Source organism: Thiomicrolovo immobilis (assembly GCF_039645955.1).
Classification (GTDB): Bacteria; Campylobacterota; Campylobacteria; order Campylobacterales; family Sulfurimonadaceae; genus Thiomicrolovo; species Thiomicrolovo diazotrophicus.
Genome location: NZ_CP147916.1, coordinates 2,486,433 through 2,502,521 on the forward strand (window position 1 = coordinate 2,486,433; position 16,089 = coordinate 2,502,521).

Sequence of the window (16,089 nt, forward strand, 5' to 3'; positions counted from 1 at the left end):
CTATGCAATCGCTTTGGCTTCCCAGTGCGGGAAGTGTCTGCGTATCAGGGCGTTGAGTTCCGCCTCGAACGATGCGGCCGCCGTCTCCGGCAGCGTATTCTCTTCCGCCGCCGCAACGATCATGCCGGCCCCCGACGTATTGTTGCTGACGCGGTCGATCAAAATGAAGCTGCCCGTGTAGCGGTTCGCTTCGTACGGGTCGCACGCAATCGGGGCCCCCAGGAGGAGCCGCACCCGCGCGATACCGTTGAGCCCGAGTTCCGCCGCCTCGTGCTGCGTGAGGGTATTGACGTCGTAGCGGTAATCGATCGCCTCCACCTTCGCAGCCACCGTTGTCGCCGCGCGCTTGAGCGTATAGGTTCTGCCGATCTCGAGCGGCGTCTCGTCCATCCAGACCAGCTCCGCAATAAGTTTCCCGGCAAGCGCGATCTCGGCATCGCCGTCGACGAGGATGTCGCCGCGGCTGATGTCGATCTCGTCTTCGAGGGTCAGCGTCACGGCATTGTCCGCCTCCGCAACCGCCAGTTCGCCGTCAAAGGTGACGATCGAACGCACCCGCGACCGTTTCCCCGACGGCACGACCTTCACGGCGTCGCCCTTGCGGATCGCGCCGGAGGCCACGGTCCCGGCAAAGCCGCGGAAGTCGGCGTTTGGCCGGTTGACGTACTGCACGGGGAAACGGAAAGGCGCCCCGTCGACCTGCCTGTCCAGTTCGGCCGTCTCAAGCAGTTCGAGCAGCGTCGCGCCCTCGTACCACGGCAGACGCGCCGAGCGTTCCACGACGTTGTCCCCCTCCAGCGCCGAGAGCGGGATCACCGACACCTCTGCGATATCCAGGCCCGCCGCGAACGCCATGTACTCCTGCCGGATCGCTTCGAAACGCCCCTCGGAGAAATCGACGAGGTCCATCTTGTTCACCGCGACGATCACCCGGGTGATCCCCAGCAGCCGTACAATGAATGAATGGCGCCGCGTCTGCGTCTGGATGCCGTAACGGGCGTCGATCAGGATGATCGCCAGGTCGGCGGTCGACGCGCCCGTCGCCATGTTCCGCGTGTACTGCTCGTGCCCCGGGGTGTCCGCAATGATGAACTTGCGCTTGTCGGTGGCAAAATAGCGGTACGCGACGTCGATGGTAATCCCCTGCTCGCGTTCGCTCTGCAGGCCGTCGACGAGCAGGGCGAGGTCTACCCGCTCACCCGTCGTCCCGGATTTGCGGCTCTCCTTCGTGATCGCCGCCAGCTGGTCTTCGAAGATCATCTTCGTATCGTGCAACAGGCGGCCGATGAGGGTGCTTTTCCCGTCATCGACGCTGCCGCAGGTGATGAACCGGAGCAGCTCCTTGTTTTCGTGTTCATGCAGGTAGCGCTCGATGTCCGAGGCTATCAGTCTCTCTTGTGCTTCCATCAGAAATATCCTTCCATTTTCTTCTTCTCCATGGAACCGGTCTGATCGCTGTCGATCACCCGCCCCTGGCGTTCGCTGGTCTTCGCCAGCAGCATCTCCTGAATGATCTCCGGCAGCGTCGTCGCCGTCGAAGCGACCGCGCCGGTCAGCGGGTAGCAGCCGAGCGTACGGAACCGCACGCTCTCCAGGCGGGGTTCTTCCCCCTCCTGCAGCGGCATCCGGTCGTCGTCGACCATGATTGTCACGCCGTCGCGCTCCACGACGGGGCGCTCCTGCGCAAAATAGAGCGGGACGATCGGGATCTGTTCGAGGTAGATGTACTGCCAGATGTCCAGCTCCGTCCAGTTCGACAGCGGGAAGACCCGAATGCTCTCGCCCCGACGGATGCTACCGTTGTAGACGTTCCACAGCTCGGGGCGCTGGTTTTTCGGGTCCCAGCGGTGGTTCGCGTCACGGAAAGAGTAGATCCGCTCCTTGGCGCGGCTCTTCTCCTCGTCGCGTCGCGCGCCGCCGAAGACGGCATCGAACCCGTACTTCTTAAGCGCCTGCTTCAGCCCTTCGGTCTTCATCACGTCCGTGTGCACCGTGCTCCCGTGGGTAAAAGGGCCGATACCGCGGGCGACGCCCTCTTCGTTAACGTGAACCAGCAGCTCCAGCCCCAGCGCGTCGATCCGGCTGTCGCGGAACGCGATCATCTCCCTGAACTTCCAGGTCGTATCCACATGCAGCAGCGGGAAAGGCAGCTTGGCGGGGTAAAACGCCTTGAGCGCCAGGTGCAGCATCACGGAGGAGTCCTTCCCGATGCTGTAGAGCATGGCCGGGTTATCGAACTCGGCGGCGACTTCGCGCATGATGTGGATCGCCTCCGCCTCCAGTTTCCTCAGATGGGTGCGACGTTGTCTGTCGATCATTGTTTACTCCTTTCGGTGCAGTCCGCACTCTTTGTGTTCGGGCGATTCCCACCACCAGCGCCCCGAGCGGATATCGTCGCCCGGGACGACGGCCCGGGTACACGGCGCACAGCCGATACTCGGGTACCCGTGGTCGTGCAGCCGGTTGTAGGGCACGCCGTTGGCGTGGAGATGCTCCCACACCTCCGCCTCGCTCCACTCGATGAGCGGGTTGAGCTTCAGCAGGCCGTTGGCCTCATCGTGCTCGACCAGGCGCATCGATTCGCGGGTCGGGGACTGCTCCCGCCGGAGCCCCGTGATCCAGACCTCCACGCCCCGAAGCGCGCGCTTCAGCGGTGCAATCTTCCGGGCATGGCAGCAGCGCCTGCGGTTTTCGACGCTGTCGTAAAAGCCGTTGATCCCCTGCGCTTTGTAGAGCGCCTCCACGTCCGAGGGATCGGGGAAATAGACGTCGATGTTCATCCCGTACTTTTGGTTTGTTCTGTCCATCACGTCGTAGGTCTCATAAGGCAGCCTGCCCGTGTCGATCGTAAAAACCCTAACGCGCTCCCGGTGCGGCTGCAGCAGATGCGTCAGCACCTGATCCTCCGCGCCGAAGCTCGAAGCCAGTGCGATCCGTCCGCCGTACTGCTGTGCGAAATACGCCAGCACCTCATTGGCGGTTTTCCCCGCCAGACGGCGGTTTAATGTTTCAATGTTCTCTTTCATCACCTCTCCTAAATCTGATAGTCGTCGCCGGTCGGCCGGTGCAGACCGATGCCGATCCTCGTCCAGGCCCGCTCGTGCAGGTAGTACAGGACCATTTTCGTAAAGACCTCGATTGAACCGATCGAGGCGGCCATCGCCAGGCTACCCGTAATCAGGAACGAGATCACCATCGTGTCCAGGGTGCCGACGGCGCGCCAGGAGAGGGTTTTCACCGCACTCCGATAGGCTTTTTCTTGCATAATGTCACCACACTTTTCATGGAGCCGTGCGACCGGCCCTCTTGTTGTTTTCGCCGCTACTCGGCTGCTTCGATGTCGTACAGCGGCGTCGACAGATACCGCTCGCCGGTATCGCACAGCATCGTCACGATCATCTTCCCCCGGTTCTCCCGCCGGGCCGCCACTCTGCGGGCGGCGAGCACGTTTGCGCCCGAAGAGATGCCGACGAGCAGCCCCTCGTCCCGAGCGAGCTTCCGCGCCGAAGCCATTGCCTCGTCGTTTCCGACGGTCAACACCTCGCCGTAGGCCCAGGGATCGAGTACCTTGGGCACGAAGCCCGCCCCGATTCCCTGGATTTTGTGCGGCCCGGGCTTGCCGCCGGAGAGGACCGCCGAGTCTTCGGGCTCCACCGCAATGATCTCGATGTTCGGGTTGTACGCCTTGAGGATCGACCCCACCCCGGTGATTGTGCCCCCGGTGCCGACAGCGGCGACGAAGATATCGATCTTCCCGGCCGTATCCCGCCAGATCTCCTCCGCCGTCGTCACCATATGCGCGACCGGGTTGGCCGGGTTCTCAAACTGCTGCAGCACCACCCCGTTCTCGATCGTGGCCGCAAGCTCGTTGGCCCGCACCACCGCGCCGGCCATCCCCGCGGCGGGGTCGGTCAGCTCGAGTTCGGCCCCGAGTGCCAAGAGCAGCTTCCGGCGCTCGATGCTCATGGAGCTCGGCATCGTCAGGATCAGCTTCAGTCCCAGCCCCGCCGCGATCGATGCGAGCGCGATCCCCGTATTGCCGCTGGTCGGCTCGATGATCACGCTCTGTTTGTTCAAAAGCCCGCTCTCCAGCGCCCGCATGATCATATTCTTCCCGATCCGGTCCTTGACCGATCCGGAGGGGTTCATGAATTCACACTTGCCCAGCAGCGTCGTTTCCGTTTCGTCCGAAGCGTTGTTCAGCTTCACCAGCGGCGTATTGCCGATCAGTTCTGTTACATTGGTTGCGTAATGCATGCCGTCTCCTTGAAATACGGATAAATGCGGTACCTTCGCACCTGTTCGGGCCTACAGCGCCACGACCTCGATCTCATGCCGTTTCAACCAGCGGTAGAGGGCACACCCCATACAGCTGTCATCCACTGCTTCGGCCGCCGTCCAGATCGCAAACGCGCCGGCAAACAGTCCGGCGATGTTCGTGTATCCCGCCAGGTCCGTGCCCAGCGTCCCCAGTGTCACGCCGAACTTGATCTGGTCGGCAAAACGCTTTTCCGCCGCGTCGGCCCTGCGCTCCCCGAACCGTATCATGTACGTTGCGGCGCGCGCGCTCAGCGCCAGCGGGCTGATCCATGGCGTCGCATTGAGCAGCACGAAATAATCCAGTGCCAGCAGCAGAAGCCAGACGGTACTGTCCGTTTGCAGGTACATGGTCGCCGCCAGCGCGACGATAGCTGCCCGCAGCCGGGTCTGGTTGGCATCGCTGCCGTAACCGGGTGGTGTATTGACTTTCATTCCAATCTCCTTTCTGCAGCCGGGAGAGATTCGCCGCCCTGCTGCCTATTGTTTTTCGGCTTGCCGCCGTGAAACGGACGCCGGTAAAGACGTCGGAATCTTGGTAGCCGTTTGGAATGGAAAAACTATAAATGAATATTCATTCAGTGTCAAGAGCTTTTATTTTTTTGGGATTCTGTTCCGGGAGCTAAAACCGCTAAAAGCCCTGCCGGAAGGGATTGAACGGCAATATATTTTTCTTGATTTCATACATTAGTATTCTACTATGGTTACTTATGTATCAGAAGATGAAATATGCGGAAATGGAGATTGTATATTTATTTTTTATAATATAAATATGTATGGATTATTTTATAGTGCCGTCCGGGGGTCAGTGCGTCGTGCACACCGAACAGACGTCAAAACTGCGGAAAATGAACGTCGCCTCGGCGATATCGGCGGCACCGACCATCGCTTTTTGCGCCGGGGCGGGATCGGACATCACGGAACTGCCGAGGTTCCACTGCGTCGGCGTAATAATCCCGTATTCGGCGACGATCCCCCGCTCCAGACGCATGCGATGCATCAGCGGTCCGCGCGGGGCCTCGACGATCCCCTCCCCTTCGGCGCTGATGCGTTCAAGGGGCGCCGGCGGGACATAGGAGGGTTCGGAGAGCTCCAGTTCCGCCAACAGCGTTTTCGCATGCTGCAGCAGCACGGCCGTCTCGTACGCCCTGGCCATCACCCGTGTGTACACGCTGTCCTTGTAGCGTCGGTGCATGTTTTTGATCAGGGCGGTATCGGCCGAGATCGACCGGGCGAGCGGCCCGACTTCATAAAAGTGCTTCCCGTAGCGGACATTGCGGGCATGACTCGTCTCATCCCGGCAGACTGCCGGTTCCGTCGATACCTGGGAGGGATCAGCTTTCATCGGACGGGTATGTTTCAGCCGTGCCCGCACCGTAAAGCCGTGTTCTCCCAGAACGACAAACCGGTCGTATGCCATCCCCTTTTTATGCATCTCCGTCGCGATCAGCCCCTTTTCCAGACGCCCGAGATCGCTCTGCAGCGGGTTGAATTCCCGGCAGGAGGCAAAGGAGAGCAGCGCATCCAGCCCTACGCCCGCCGTCTCCTTTTCGAAAAAACCGATCAGCTCGTCCAGAAGCCCCGCCGCCTGGATCCGCTCCAGGTGTGTCGGGTCGCAGGTGACACCGCCGGGGATCATGTAGGAGCTGTGGGGCCACTGCCCGGCGAAGAGCGCAAGGATCTTCGTCGCCTGCGCTGCGGCGTAGGCGCCCTTGAGCGGGGCCGGAGAGATACCTCCGACACCCAATTTTTCCAGTTCGGGCAGGATGACGAGGTAGAGCCATTTGAAATGGTTCTGGATCATCTCGAGTACCAGCGTCAGCTCCCGGATGCTCCGCGCCTTTCGCGTCAGCTCGACCGGATAGCCCGCCTGCGCGTATGCCGCCTCGATCGCCCGGACGGTCGCCATCAGGTGAGCGTGCCCGCAGATGCCGCAGACCCGCGGCGTGATCACCAGGGCATCGGTCGCCTTGCGCCCCTCGAGCATGCGCTCCATCCCCCTGAAATGCGGGAAGGCGATCTCCGCCCAGGTGATCTTCTCCCCGCGGGTGTCGAAATAGAGCAACGCCTCCCCCTCGATGTGTTCAATCAGTGCCTTAGTCATCATCGGTAAGCCGCTCCTCCAGCCGTTTGATTTTGAAGCTTTTGGCGATGCCGGTCATCGTCAGGTAGGCGCGCTTGGAGACGCCGACCGGCACCTCTTCGGGAATCGACATGTTCGTCTTCGTTTCAAAAAGGTTGCGGCGCGGGAAATCGGGCTCGGTACAGCCGAAACAGGGCGTGCCGACGCGCATTTTCGAACTGACGCCGTTCCAGAGCGTCCGGTTGCACGAGGCATGGGTCAACGGCCCGCGGCAGCCGTGTTCATAGAAGAGGCACCCCTCCTTCCGCCCGAACTGCTCCGCATCCACCTTCCACTCGAAGTATTCGTTACGGAGGCAGCCGTCATGCGCCATGTGGCGGTAGAGCGCCGTCGGCCTTCCCAGGGCGTCGACGGAAATAGGACGCCCCTCCGCGATGTTCATCAGGGCGAATCCGAGCCATTCAGGGTGCACGGGGCAGCCGGAGAGATTGATCACCTTGCCGGCTTTTCCGAGCAGGGGGCCGTCGGGGTGCTCCCCGGCGTAGGCCAGGCCGCTGTTGCGTTCCGGCGCCGCCGCTTTGAAGATACCGCCGAAGCTGGCGCAGCTACCCGCCGCGATGACGTGACCGGCTTCCTCGGCATAATACGCCACCAGCCGCTCCAGCGTCACGCCGGCGCGTTCCATCATCGGATCGAAGGCACCTTCGAAGACAAGGACGTCACATCCGCGTCTGCAGCGCGCAATCTCCTCCAGGCTCTGGGAACAGGGGAGCAGCGGATGGTAGAGGATCTCAAAACGCGCCAGCAGCTGCGGCAGATAGGGAAGGTTTAAAAAGGAGTGGGTGTTGCCGTTGCAGGTGACGCCCTGAAGCCAGATCAGCGTCGGTTTAAACAGTCTTGAGCGCACGGTAGATATTCTCCGCGATGGAGGCCTCGTAGCTGCTCAGCGGTTCGGGCAGTATCTTCTCGCCGAAGAGAAAGACCATCCCCCCGAGGTACCCCATAAAGAGGCCGAAGGCGCTGAAAAAATCCTGGTCGCGGAGTTCGCCCCCGGCAACACCGTCATCAAAGAAGATCATCATCTCCGTAATAAAAGGCGAGACGCAGACCATCCCTTCGCACGACTCTCCGAACACCTCGCGGTTGGAGAGGTAGATCCGGAGGAAATACTCGATCATCTCCGGGCGTTCGGTCGCCATCGTGAAATAGAAGGTAACGATCGCGCTGATCTTATCCTTTGCGCTGCCCGGACCTTCGTTGATCTCGCGGATATGCTTGCCGAGGTATTCGGAAATATAGAGGATGAGTTCTTTGGCGAGAATATCCTTCGAGCTGAAGTAGTTGTAAAAGTTCCCGACGCTCATGCCGACCTTCGCCGCGATATCGGGAATGGTCGTGACATAAAAACCCTTCTCCGCAAACAGCTTCAATGCCGTCGAAATGATGTTCTCTTTACGTTCTTCTTTGCTCACACGCGCCACGTCACCCTCTTTAAATAATATTAATCGTTCCTCTAATGGTAGCACAAATAGCGAATAGCCATTCACATTAAGATGCATTACCTTATAATTTGATACCTTTTATGAAAGCGAACCCATGGATTATTTCGCCAAACGTATCATCCCCTGTCTCGACGTCAAGGACGGCCGCGTCGTCAAAGGGGTCAACTTCGTCGGACTCAAAGATGCGGGCGACCCGGTGGAGATCGCCAAACGCTACAACGAGGAGGGTGCGGACGAACTGACCTTTCTCGACATTACCGCGTCGCACGAAGAACGCGATACGATCGTCCATATCGTCGAACAGGTCGCCAAAGAGGTCTTCATCCCGCTGACCGTCGGCGGGGGGATCCGCAAACTCGACGACATCTACAAACTGCTCAATGTCGGCTGTGACAAGGTGAGCGTCAACTCCGCGGCGGTCAAACGCCCCGACCTCATCAACGAGGGAGCGAAACGGTTCGGGGCGCAGTGCATCGTCGTCGCCATCGACGTGAAAAAGACGGGCGACCGCTATCACGTCTACCTCAACGGCGGGCGGATTGATACGGGTATCGACGCCGTCGAATGGGCCAAAGAGGCCGTCGACCGGGGTGCGGGGGAGATCCTGCTCACCTCCATGGATACCGACGGCACCAAGGCCGGTTTCGACATCCCCATCACCGAGCAGATCAGCTCGCTCGTCAACGTCCCGGTCATCGCCAGCGGCGGGGCGGGCACGATGGGCCACATCAAAGAGGCGTTCGAGCACGGTGCCGACGCGGCACTGGCGGCCAGTATCTTCCACTTCAAAGAGATCGACATCATGGAGCTCAAACACTATCTCCGCGACAACAACATCCCGGTCCGGCTCTGAGATGTCCGATATCGTCGTATTTTCGCCCGAAGAGAAGGCGATCCTGGTCGAAAAGATCAAAACCTATGTTGCCAAAGAGCTCGACCAGGAGATCGGCGGCTTCGACGCGGAATTCCTCTTGGACTTTTTTACCGAAGAGATAGGGGTTTATTTTTATAACAAGGGTTTGAACGACGGTCTGGATGAGATGCGGGTTCGGATCGATACGATCGCCGACGATGTCGGCTACACCCTTGAAAAAAATTCACATTCATAAGGAATGCAATCGCGATGATCATCTGTGCCGGCAATAACGAGACCTTCGACTTCGCGACCCCGATGGGCGTCGGGCTGATCGAGACGACCATGAACATCACCCGCCTCTGCCTCTTCGACAAACCGGAGTTCCTGCTTTTTGTCGGCACGGCCGGCAGCTACGGGGAGAATGCGATCTTCGACATCGTCGAATCGAAAACGGCTGCGAACATCGAGCTCGCCTTTTTGCAGAACAAGGCCTATACCCCCATCGACAATGTCGTCTCGACCAATACGGAGGGGACCAAAGAGATCATCGTCAACTCCAGCAACTACATCACGACGGACGCGGAGCTTGCCAAAGGCTTTCTGCGCTTCGGTGTCGGCATCGAGAACATGGAGTTCTTCGCCGTCCTGCGCGTCGCGCAGGAGTTCGGTATCCCCGCGGGCGGCGTCTTCTGCGTCACCAACTACTGCAACCAAGATGCCCACGCCGATTTTGTCGCCAACCACGACAGAGCCAAGGCGCTGCTGGGCGAGCATGTCAAGCGACGCATCAAGGAGTTGACGGCATGAACACACCCAAACCGACGATCATGGACCTCACCAAAGAGGAGCTTGCCCAGGCCGTCAAGCCCGCGTTCCGCGCCAAGCAGATCTACGGCTGGATCTACCACAGCTTCGTTGACAGTTTCGACGAGATGGCCAACATTCCCAAAAGCCTGCGTGAAGAGCTGAACGAGCGCTACATTCTCAACCCGCTTAAAATCCTGCGCAAGGAGGAGGCGGCCGACGGCACGATCAAGTACCTCTTCGAACTCCCTGACGGCAAAACGGTCGAAACCGTCTGGCTGAAGATGAAAGAGACACAGTACAACGAAGACGGCTCCGTCGCCCAGGAGGCCAAACACACGGTCTGCGTCTCCACCCAGGTAGGCTGCAAAGTCGGCTGCAGTTTCTGCCTGACGGCCAAGGGGGGCTTCACCCGCGACCTCACCCCCGGCGAGATCGTCGCCCAGGTTCTCTCCGTCAAGAAAGACAACGACCATGCGGCGAACCGCCGGGTCAATATCGTCTATATGGGCATGGGGGAACCGCTGGACAACCTCGACAACCTCGCCAAGGCGATCCGCATCCTCAAGGACGAGGACGGTCTCTCCATCTCGGGCAAGCGCCAGACGGTCTCCACGAGCGGCATCAGCACCCGCATCGACAAACTGGGGCAGATGGACCTTGGTGTGCACATCGCCATCAGCCTCCATGCCGTCGACGACGAACTGCGCACAGAGCTTATCCCGATGAACAAGGCGTACAATATCGCCTCCATCATGGATGCCGTGCGCCGATTCCCCATCGACACCCGCAAACGCGTCATGTTCGAATACCTCGTCATCAAAGGGAAAAACGACGACATCGCCTCGGCGAAGAAACTGATCAAACTGCTGCACGGCATCAAGGCGAAGGTCAACCTGATCTACTTCAACCCCTACCCGGGCAGCGACTACCAGCGCCCCGAACGCGAAGACATGGTGAAGTTCCAGCAGTATCTGATCGACCACGGGCAGCTCTGCACCATCCGTGATTCGAAGGGGATCGACATCAGCGCCGCCTGCGGGCAGCTCAAAGAGAAAACAAACGAAGAGAAGGAAAAAGCATGACAGGATTGGATATCGTACAGATCGTTTTTTTGATCGGCGTCGTCCTCGTCGGCCTCGGCGGGATCGTCTGGGTCGTCAAGAACGAAAAAAAGTGACGCGGCTCGCTTAATGGGCGAGTTCGTCGACCGTCCCACCCTCCAGTGAAAAACGGCGCGAGACTTCGCGCTCGCTCCCGTCCTCTTCCGTCAGCGTCACCGTCACCGTCCACACTCCCTGCGCCCGTCCGCGAAGGTATCGGTAGTCATAGACCGAACCGTTTCGGGTCGGCAGCGCCATGGTGTGCTCTCTGTCATCCTGCGGAAACATGTCCGAATGCCAATAGAAAACAACCTCGCGTTCCCAATCTTTGCGGGGTGTTACGAATGTACACTGAATCTTTTCGACACCGTCATCGAGCACACTGCAGTGAACCGTGTCCCCCCGTGCCGAAAGTGTCAAAACCGACCCGACAACCGTCACAAGGCCTATACTGACGATTTTATGCATATTAAACACCCTCATTCTGTTTTTTTTTGCTAAGCAATTATAGCCTATCTCAGAAAAAGAGGGGGTACATCTGACAAAGTGCCTAGCGAAAAAAAATTTAAAAAACCCTAGATTTTTTCCTCCCTTTTTGTTACTATTGCACTTACAATACATGCAGCAGTATAAGAAATCATGAAATTCATCGATTTTCATGTTTCTTGACAGACTGTATGACGACGGTTCCCCCCAACATGTTTTACCGTCTGTGGCTGTATTGTAGAATTCCCGCCGGAAAGTAGTACTATGAAAGCAATTGGATATCTCGTTCTTATCAACAATGCTTACCCAGATACTATTGCATTCAACAAAAGAGTAGCGATGGAAGCTGCCAACCGTTTTAATCCGAATGCGATCAACTATATCGAGCGCACCTATACGGAACGCCGTTCAGCTTCTGAGCTGGCGAAAATGCTCGCCTTCGACAATAATGAGTCTCGCGAAGAGATCCTTGCCCGGGTCCGCCGCGAACTCACCGAGTACTGGGAAGGGAAAAGACTGAGCAGCTAATGCTCGTCTCCCTTGCACATCCCTTTTTTTCTCTTCACATCCCTTTTAAAACGCCCTTTTTTGTTACTTTATTCACCTATTGTTCAAAGCTGTGAATAACTTCAAACAACATCACATTCTTATATTTGATTTTATTATACTTATTTTTTGCACCTCTTTTACATGTAACAGCACTGTAGCGAAAATGTAATGGCCGTGTAATTTCGGCAACCTATACTGCTTTCCATAAAAATCCGGCATCTCCGCTGCAGCGCATCAGTGCAGCGGAGATGCCGCCACGGAGCATACCATGCTGAATATCGAAGGCACACTGCATCAAGAGTACCCGCGTTTCTTCCACTACCCGACAGCAGTCAGGAAGCCGGCCCTCTCATTTTTGAGACTGCTGCTACAAGAAGAGAAGATCAACCACTTTCTCACCGACCACCGCAAAGTGAAAAACCTTGCATTCATCGACACGGCGCTGGAGCATCTGAATATTTCATATAAAACGGACCACCACCAGGTCCAGAACATTCCGGCCATCGGAAAAGTGATCATCGTCGCCAACCACCCCATGGGTGCCATGGATGCCTTTACATTGATCAAAATGGTCAGCAGCATCCGCCACGACAAAAAGGTAAAGATCATCGCCAACAAGGTGCTGGCCGCTTTTGACCAGATCAGCGACCTCCTGATCGCCGTCGACACATTTAACGGCCGCCTGACCAAGGAGAGCATGAAGAAGGTCGACGAGGCGCTGCGCAACGAAGAGGCCGTCATCTTTTTCCCTGCGGGCGAAGTCTCACGCGCCTATCTCAACGGGATCGTCGACAGCAAATGGAAAAGCGGTTTCATGAAGTTCGCCAAACGGACCCAGAGTCCCATCCTACCCATTCATATCAAAGCGCGCAATTCCATGCTTTTCTACGGCGCCTCCTGGCTCTACCGACCGCTGGCAACCATGCTGCTCGCCAAGGAGATGTTCTCCGCCCGAAACAGCGTCGTCGAGTTCACCGTAGGCGAAATGATCGGCATCGATACGATCAACGATATGCCGCTGAGTTACAAACGCCACGCGAAGATGATGCGCAAGCACCTTTACAGAGTCTCCAAGGGGCGTAAACCGCTCTACCCGACCCAACAGTGCATCGCCCACCCCGAACCGCGCCACCTGATCAAAGAGGAGCTCAAGCGGGCCCAGCATATCGGTTCGACCTCGGACAACAAGCAGATCTATCTCGCCGATTTCGAAGAAGCGCCGACCCTCCTCAATGAAGTCGGCCGCCTGCGCGAATACAGTTTCCGTAAAGTCGGCGAAGGGAGTGGCCGAAAGCGCGACCTCGACCGCTACGACGAGTACTACCGCCACCTCGTGCTCTGGGACGACGACGCGCTGGAGGTCGTCGGTGCCTACCGCATTGCTGACTGCGAATGGGTGCTCTCCTGGGGCAGCAAGGACGCCCTCTATCTCAATGAGCTCTGCAGCCTCGGCGAGGGGTTCGAACCCTACCTGGAGAATGCCATCGAACTCGGACGCAGTTTCATCCAGCCCAAATACTGGGGAAGCCGCGCGCTCGATTATCTCTGGCAGGGCATCGGCGCCTACCTGAAGCACCATCCCCATATCAGGTACATGATTGGTCCCGTCAGCATCAGCGGAAGCTACCCCTCTGCCGCCAAAGAGGCGCTGGTCCACTTCTACGGGCACTACTTCGGCAGCCAGGACGACCTGGTGACCGCACGTACCCCCTACCGGCTCTCTGCCCTTGCACTGGAGGATGAAAAGGCGCGCTTCTGCGGCGACGACTATGCCGAGGACTTCCGCCGTCTCAAAGAGTATCTGAGAGCCTTCAACGTCACCGTACCGACGCTCTATAAACAGTATGCGGAGCTATGCGATGAGGGAGGAATCACCTTTATGGATTTCGGGATCGATGCCGAGTTCAACAACTGTATCGACAGCTATATCCTGGTCGACGTCACAAAGATCAAAGAGAGCAAACGCAAGCGCTACATCGATACGGAGTGAATGTTTCACGTGAAACATTCACTCACCCCATCGCCTCAAACGCCTCACTGATAAAGTCCGTCCGGGAAACCAGATCGTAACGCACACCTTCGAAGGTAAACGCCAATCTGTTGGCATGCAGCAACAACCGTTTCGCGCCGCTCTTTGCAATACGCTCCTCGTCACTGATTCCCTTGTCCAGAAAGCGGATAACATCCTCTTCATCCTGTCCATAGATGGGGTCGCCGACGATCGGATGTTTCACGTGAAACAAATGGACGCGTATCTGATGCTGCCTTCCTGTCAGCGGTTTCGCTTCGACAAGGGTCATATCGTGCTCGGGAAAATAGTGCAGAACCTTGATATCCGTCCGCGACGGCTTGCCCTCTACATGAACCTTGACGATCATCCTCACCAGGGCGGAGTCGTCCGGCTGTCGAATCAGCGGAGCGTCTATCGTCACGTCTGCGTCCATCTTGCCATGGACAAAGGCCAGATAGCGTTTGTCCATCTCACGGTTTTCAAACATCAGTTTTAGAGTACGTTCGCTCTCTTTATCCTTCGCGGACAATAACAGTCCGCTCGTCTCCTGATCGATGCGGTGTGTAATGTTTGCATGCGGTCCGAAGCGGTGGCGTATTTCATCCACCATACTGTAGGGAGTATGACGGTTCTGCGGATGCACAAGCACACCGCTCGGTTTGTCAAACAGCGCAAACCATCTCGTTTGAAACACAGGGTCAAGACCGCGCGAGACCGGCTCAAACATAACACACTGAAACAAACCCTCGACGTCGCCGCCGGGATCGCGCATCAACTCACCGTCGATAAAGATACGGCCCTTGGAGATATAGCGTTGTGCATCGCGCTGGGTGAAGCCGAGTTCGCGTATCAAAAAGAGGAAAGCCTTCATGCGTTTTGGGGCAACGAAATCTTTGAGAACGAACGGCAAATTAAACCCTTTATTAGTGACGCTTGGCTATTATCTACTTTATATAAAAGCGGCATTTTAGCATAGGAACGATGTGTCTTTTCCGTCGAATCCCGCTAATAAAAACCGCAGCAACGAGGAGCGAGAATGGTAGAACGCTATGCCAGAGAAGAGATGGCATCCAAATGGACGATGCAGGCAAAATATCAGGCCTGGCTCGATGTCGAAAAAGCGGTTGTCAAAGCCTGGAACAGACTGGGGCTCATCCCCGATGATGATGCGAAAAAAATTGTAGAGAACGCCGGCTTCGACGTCGAGCGTATCGATGAGATCGAGAAGGTGACGCGCCACGACCTGATCGCCTTCACGACCTCCGTTTCGGAGACACTCGGCGACGAGAGCCGCTGGTTCCACTACGGCATGACCTCCTCCGATACGATCGACACGGCCGTTGCCCTGCAGATGAAAGACTCCCTTGCCCTGATCATCGAAGATGTCAAAATGCTTATGGAATCCATCAAGAAACGCGCGGAAGAGCACAAGATGACCCTGATGGTCGGACGCTCCCACGGCATCCACGGCGAACCGATCACCTTCGGTCTCGTACTGGCCGTCTGGTACGACGAGATGCACCGCCATCTCAAGAACCTGGAGGAGACCATGGAGGTCATCTCCGTCGGTCAGGTCTCCGGCGCGATGGGCAACTTCGCCCACGCCCCGCTGGAGCTTGAAGAGTACACCTGCGAAGAGCTCGGCCTTCAACCGGCCCCCGCGTCCAACCAGGTCATCCAGCGCGACCGCTATGCACGCCTGGCGACCTCCCTCGCCCTGATGGCGAGCAGCATCGAGAAGTTCGCCGTCCAGGTACGCCACTGGCAGCGCACGGAAGTCTACGAAGTCGAAGAGTTCTTCGCCAAAGGGCAGAAAGGCTCCTCTGCCATGCCACACAAGCGCAACCCTATTCTCACGGAGAACATCACCGGTCTGGCACGCATGATCCGCGCCTACTCCATCCCGGCGATGGAGAACGTCTCGCTGTGGCACGAACGCGACATCTCCCACAGCTCCACCGAGCGCTTCTGGCTGCCGGACGCCTTCATCACCTCGGACTTCATGCTCCACCGCATGAATAACGTCATCGCTAACATGGTCGTTTATCCGGAGAACATGATGAAGAACCTCAACCTCACGGGCGGCCTCGTCTTCTCCCAGCGCGTTCTGCTCGAGCTTCCCAAACAGGGCGTGAGCCGCGAAGATGCCTACCGCATCGTCCAGCGCAACGCCATGAAGGTGTGGGAAGGACTTCAGCAGGGCAGACCGGCGCTGAACGAAAAGGGCGAGAGCCTCTATCTGCAGTACCTGCTCGGCGACGAAGAGCTCAGAGCGAGTCTGGACGAGGGACAAATTCGCGAATGTTTTAACTACGATTACTATACGAAAAACGTGGATAAAATTTTTGCAAGGGTCTTTAGCAAATAACAATCTAATT

The 16,089-nt window shown here is 57.6% G+C and carries 19 protein-coding genes; 8 read left to right on the forward strand and 11 right to left on the reverse strand.

What is annotated here, in order from left to right:
* The 9 genes from cysN to WCX72_RS12890 all read right to left on the reverse strand — a co-directional run bounded on the left by cysN (position 1) and on the right by WCX72_RS12890 (position 7,872).
* A complete protein-coding gene (cysN, locus tag WCX72_RS12850; protein WP_345970137.1) occupies positions 1–1,407 on the reverse strand; it encodes a sulfate adenylyltransferase subunit CysN in 1,407 nt (468 codons plus the stop codon).
* The gene (gene cysD, locus WCX72_RS12855) at positions 1,407–2,318 is read right to left on the reverse strand and encodes a sulfate adenylyltransferase subunit CysD (RefSeq protein ID WP_345970139.1); all 912 of its coding nucleotides are present in this window, start codon (positions 2,316–2,318) and stop codon (positions 1,407–1,409) included. The genes cysN and cysD overlap by 1 nt, the downstream gene beginning before the upstream one ends.
* 3 nt (positions 2,319–2,321) lie before the next feature.
* Positions 2,322–3,026: a phosphoadenylyl-sulfate reductase gene (locus WCX72_RS12860; protein WP_345970141.1), complete on the reverse strand. Its 705-nt coding sequence runs from the start codon at positions 3,024–3,026 to the stop codon at positions 2,322–2,324.
* 8 nt (positions 3,027–3,034) lie between these two features.
* Positions 3,035–3,265, reverse strand: a complete 231-nt coding sequence (locus tag WCX72_RS12865) for a DUF2061 domain-containing protein (RefSeq protein ID WP_231019493.1) — start codon at positions 3,263–3,265, stop codon at positions 3,035–3,037.
* Between the two features lie 56 nt (positions 3,266–3,321).
* On the reverse strand, positions 3,322–4,257 hold the full coding sequence (cysK, locus tag WCX72_RS12870; RefSeq protein WP_345970143.1) for a cysteine synthase A: 936 nt from the start codon (positions 4,255–4,257) through the stop codon (positions 3,322–3,324).
* Between the two features lie 51 nt (positions 4,258–4,308).
* Positions 4,309–4,752, reverse strand: a complete 444-nt coding sequence (locus WCX72_RS12875; RefSeq protein ID WP_345970145.1) for a DUF4395 family protein — start codon at positions 4,750–4,752, stop codon at positions 4,309–4,311.
* Positions 4,753–5,122: 370 nt separating this feature from the next.
* Positions 5,123–6,424 (reverse strand): nickel-dependent hydrogenase large subunit, encoded by a 1,302-nt coding sequence (locus WCX72_RS12880; protein WP_345970147.1) that lies wholly within the window; start codon positions 6,422–6,424, stop codon positions 5,123–5,125.
* Positions 6,414–7,307, reverse strand: a complete 894-nt coding sequence (locus WCX72_RS12885) for a hydrogenase (RefSeq protein ID WP_345970149.1) — start codon at positions 7,305–7,307, stop codon at positions 6,414–6,416. The genes WCX72_RS12880 and WCX72_RS12885 overlap by 11 nt, the downstream gene beginning before the upstream one ends.
* Positions 7,288–7,872: a TetR/AcrR family transcriptional regulator gene (locus tag WCX72_RS12890; RefSeq protein ID WP_345970151.1), complete on the reverse strand. Its 585-nt coding sequence runs from the start codon at positions 7,870–7,872 to the stop codon at positions 7,288–7,290. Before WCX72_RS12890 ends, WCX72_RS12885 begins: the two co-directional genes overlap by 20 nt.
* A 124-nt stretch (positions 7,873–7,996) precedes the next feature.
* Here WCX72_RS12890 and hisF point away from each other — a divergent pair, with 124 nt between their 5' ends.
* Genes hisF through WCX72_RS12915 form a run of 5 tightly spaced genes read left to right on the forward strand, consistent with a single transcriptional unit; the run spans position 7,997 to position 10,742 of the window.
* A complete protein-coding gene (gene hisF, locus WCX72_RS12895; protein WP_345970153.1) occupies positions 7,997–8,755 on the forward strand; it encodes an imidazole glycerol phosphate synthase subunit HisF in 759 nt (252 codons plus the stop codon).
* A 1-nt stretch (position 8,756) separates the two neighbouring features.
* Complete coding sequence (locus WCX72_RS12900; RefSeq protein ID WP_345970155.1) at positions 8,757–9,011, forward strand: DUF2164 domain-containing protein; 255 nt, start codon at positions 8,757–8,759, stop codon at positions 9,009–9,011.
* A gap of 14 nt (positions 9,012–9,025) precedes the next feature.
* Positions 9,026–9,565, forward strand: a complete 540-nt coding sequence (locus WCX72_RS12905; RefSeq protein ID WP_345970156.1) for a purine-nucleoside phosphorylase — start codon at positions 9,026–9,028, stop codon at positions 9,563–9,565.
* Positions 9,562–10,647 (forward strand): 23S rRNA (adenine(2503)-C(2))-methyltransferase RlmN, encoded by a 1,086-nt coding sequence (rlmN, locus tag WCX72_RS12910; protein ID WP_345970157.1) that lies wholly within the window; start codon positions 9,562–9,564, stop codon positions 10,645–10,647. The genes WCX72_RS12905 and rlmN overlap by 4 nt, the downstream gene beginning before the upstream one ends.
* Positions 10,644–10,742 (forward strand): hypothetical protein, encoded by a 99-nt coding sequence (locus WCX72_RS12915; protein ID WP_231019505.1) that lies wholly within the window; start codon positions 10,644–10,646, stop codon positions 10,740–10,742. The genes rlmN and WCX72_RS12915 overlap by 4 nt, the downstream gene beginning before the upstream one ends.
* A 10-nt stretch (positions 10,743–10,752) precedes the next feature.
* On the opposite strand, the gene WCX72_RS12920 is transcribed toward WCX72_RS12915, so the two are convergent.
* Positions 10,753–11,133 (reverse strand): hypothetical protein, encoded by a 381-nt coding sequence (locus WCX72_RS12920; protein WP_345970158.1) that lies wholly within the window; start codon positions 11,131–11,133, stop codon positions 10,753–10,755.
* A 282-nt stretch (positions 11,134–11,415) separates the two neighbouring features.
* Between WCX72_RS12920 and WCX72_RS12925 the strand changes: the two genes are divergently transcribed.
* Positions 11,416–11,679, forward strand: a complete 264-nt coding sequence (locus WCX72_RS12925) for a hypothetical protein (RefSeq protein WP_345970160.1) — start codon at positions 11,416–11,418, stop codon at positions 11,677–11,679.
* A 289-nt stretch (positions 11,680–11,968) separates the two neighbouring features.
* Positions 11,969–13,690 carry a lysophospholipid acyltransferase family protein gene (locus WCX72_RS12930; RefSeq protein ID WP_345970161.1) on the forward strand — a complete coding sequence of 574 codons (1,722 nt, stop codon included), beginning with the start codon at positions 11,969–11,971 and terminating at the stop codon, positions 13,688–13,690.
* Positions 13,691–13,712: 22 nt separating this feature from the next.
* Here the strand turns inward: WCX72_RS12930 and WCX72_RS12935 are convergent, their stop codons facing one another.
* On the reverse strand, positions 13,713–14,621 hold the full coding sequence (locus WCX72_RS12935; RefSeq protein WP_345970162.1) for an RluA family pseudouridine synthase: 909 nt from the start codon (positions 14,619–14,621) through the stop codon (positions 13,713–13,715).
* Positions 14,622–14,747: 126 nt separating this feature from the next.
* Here WCX72_RS12935 and purB point away from each other — a divergent pair, with 126 nt between their 5' ends.
* Positions 14,748–16,079 carry an adenylosuccinate lyase gene (purB, locus tag WCX72_RS12940; protein ID WP_345970163.1) on the forward strand — a complete coding sequence of 444 codons (1,332 nt, stop codon included), beginning with the start codon at positions 14,748–14,750 and terminating at the stop codon, positions 16,077–16,079.
* The last annotated feature ends 10 nt before the right edge of the window (positions 16,080–16,089 follow it).

Bases quoted from the DNA above. Each gene is read 5' to 3' on its own strand.
- cysN (WP_345970137.1), bottom strand. From the start codon at position 1,407: ATGGAAGCACAAGAGAGACTGATAGCCTCGGACATCGAGCGCTACCTG.
- cysD (WP_345970139.1), bottom strand. From the start codon at position 2,318: ATGATCGACAGACAACGTCGCACCCATCTGAGGAAACTGGAGGCGGAG.
- WCX72_RS12860 (WP_345970141.1), bottom strand. From the start codon at position 3,026: ATGAAAGAGAACATTGAAACATTAAACCGCCGTCTGGCGGGGAAAACC.
- WCX72_RS12865 (WP_231019493.1), bottom strand. From the start codon at position 3,265: ATGCAAGAAAAAGCCTATCGGAGTGCGGTGAAAACCCTCTCCTGGCGC.
- cysK (WP_345970143.1), bottom strand. From the start codon at position 4,257: ATGCATTACGCAACCAATGTAACAGAACTGATCGGCAATACGCCGCTG.
- WCX72_RS12875 (WP_345970145.1), bottom strand. From the start codon at position 4,752: ATGAAAGTCAATACACCACCCGGTTACGGCAGCGATGCCAACCAGACC.
- WCX72_RS12880 (WP_345970147.1), bottom strand. From the start codon at position 6,424: ATGATGACTAAGGCACTGATTGAACACATCGAGGGGGAGGCGTTGCTC.
- hisF (WP_345970153.1), top strand. From the start codon at position 7,997: ATGGATTATTTCGCCAAACGTATCATCCCCTGTCTCGACGTCAAGGAC.
- WCX72_RS12900 (WP_345970155.1), top strand. From the start codon at position 8,757: ATGTCCGATATCGTCGTATTTTCGCCCGAAGAGAAGGCGATCCTGGTC.
- WCX72_RS12905 (WP_345970156.1), top strand. From the start codon at position 9,026: ATGATCATCTGTGCCGGCAATAACGAGACCTTCGACTTCGCGACCCCG.
- rlmN (WP_345970157.1), top strand. From the start codon at position 9,562: ATGAACACACCCAAACCGACGATCATGGACCTCACCAAAGAGGAGCTT.
- WCX72_RS12915 (WP_231019505.1), top strand. From the start codon at position 10,644: ATGACAGGATTGGATATCGTACAGATCGTTTTTTTGATCGGCGTCGTC.
- WCX72_RS12920 (WP_345970158.1), bottom strand. From the start codon at position 11,133: ATGCATAAAATCGTCAGTATAGGCCTTGTGACGGTTGTCGGGTCGGTT.
- WCX72_RS12925 (WP_345970160.1), top strand. From the start codon at position 11,416: ATGAAAGCAATTGGATATCTCGTTCTTATCAACAATGCTTACCCAGAT.
- WCX72_RS12930 (WP_345970161.1), top strand. From the start codon at position 11,969: ATGCTGAATATCGAAGGCACACTGCATCAAGAGTACCCGCGTTTCTTC.
- purB (WP_345970163.1), top strand. From the start codon at position 14,748: ATGGTAGAACGCTATGCCAGAGAAGAGATGGCATCCAAATGGACGATG.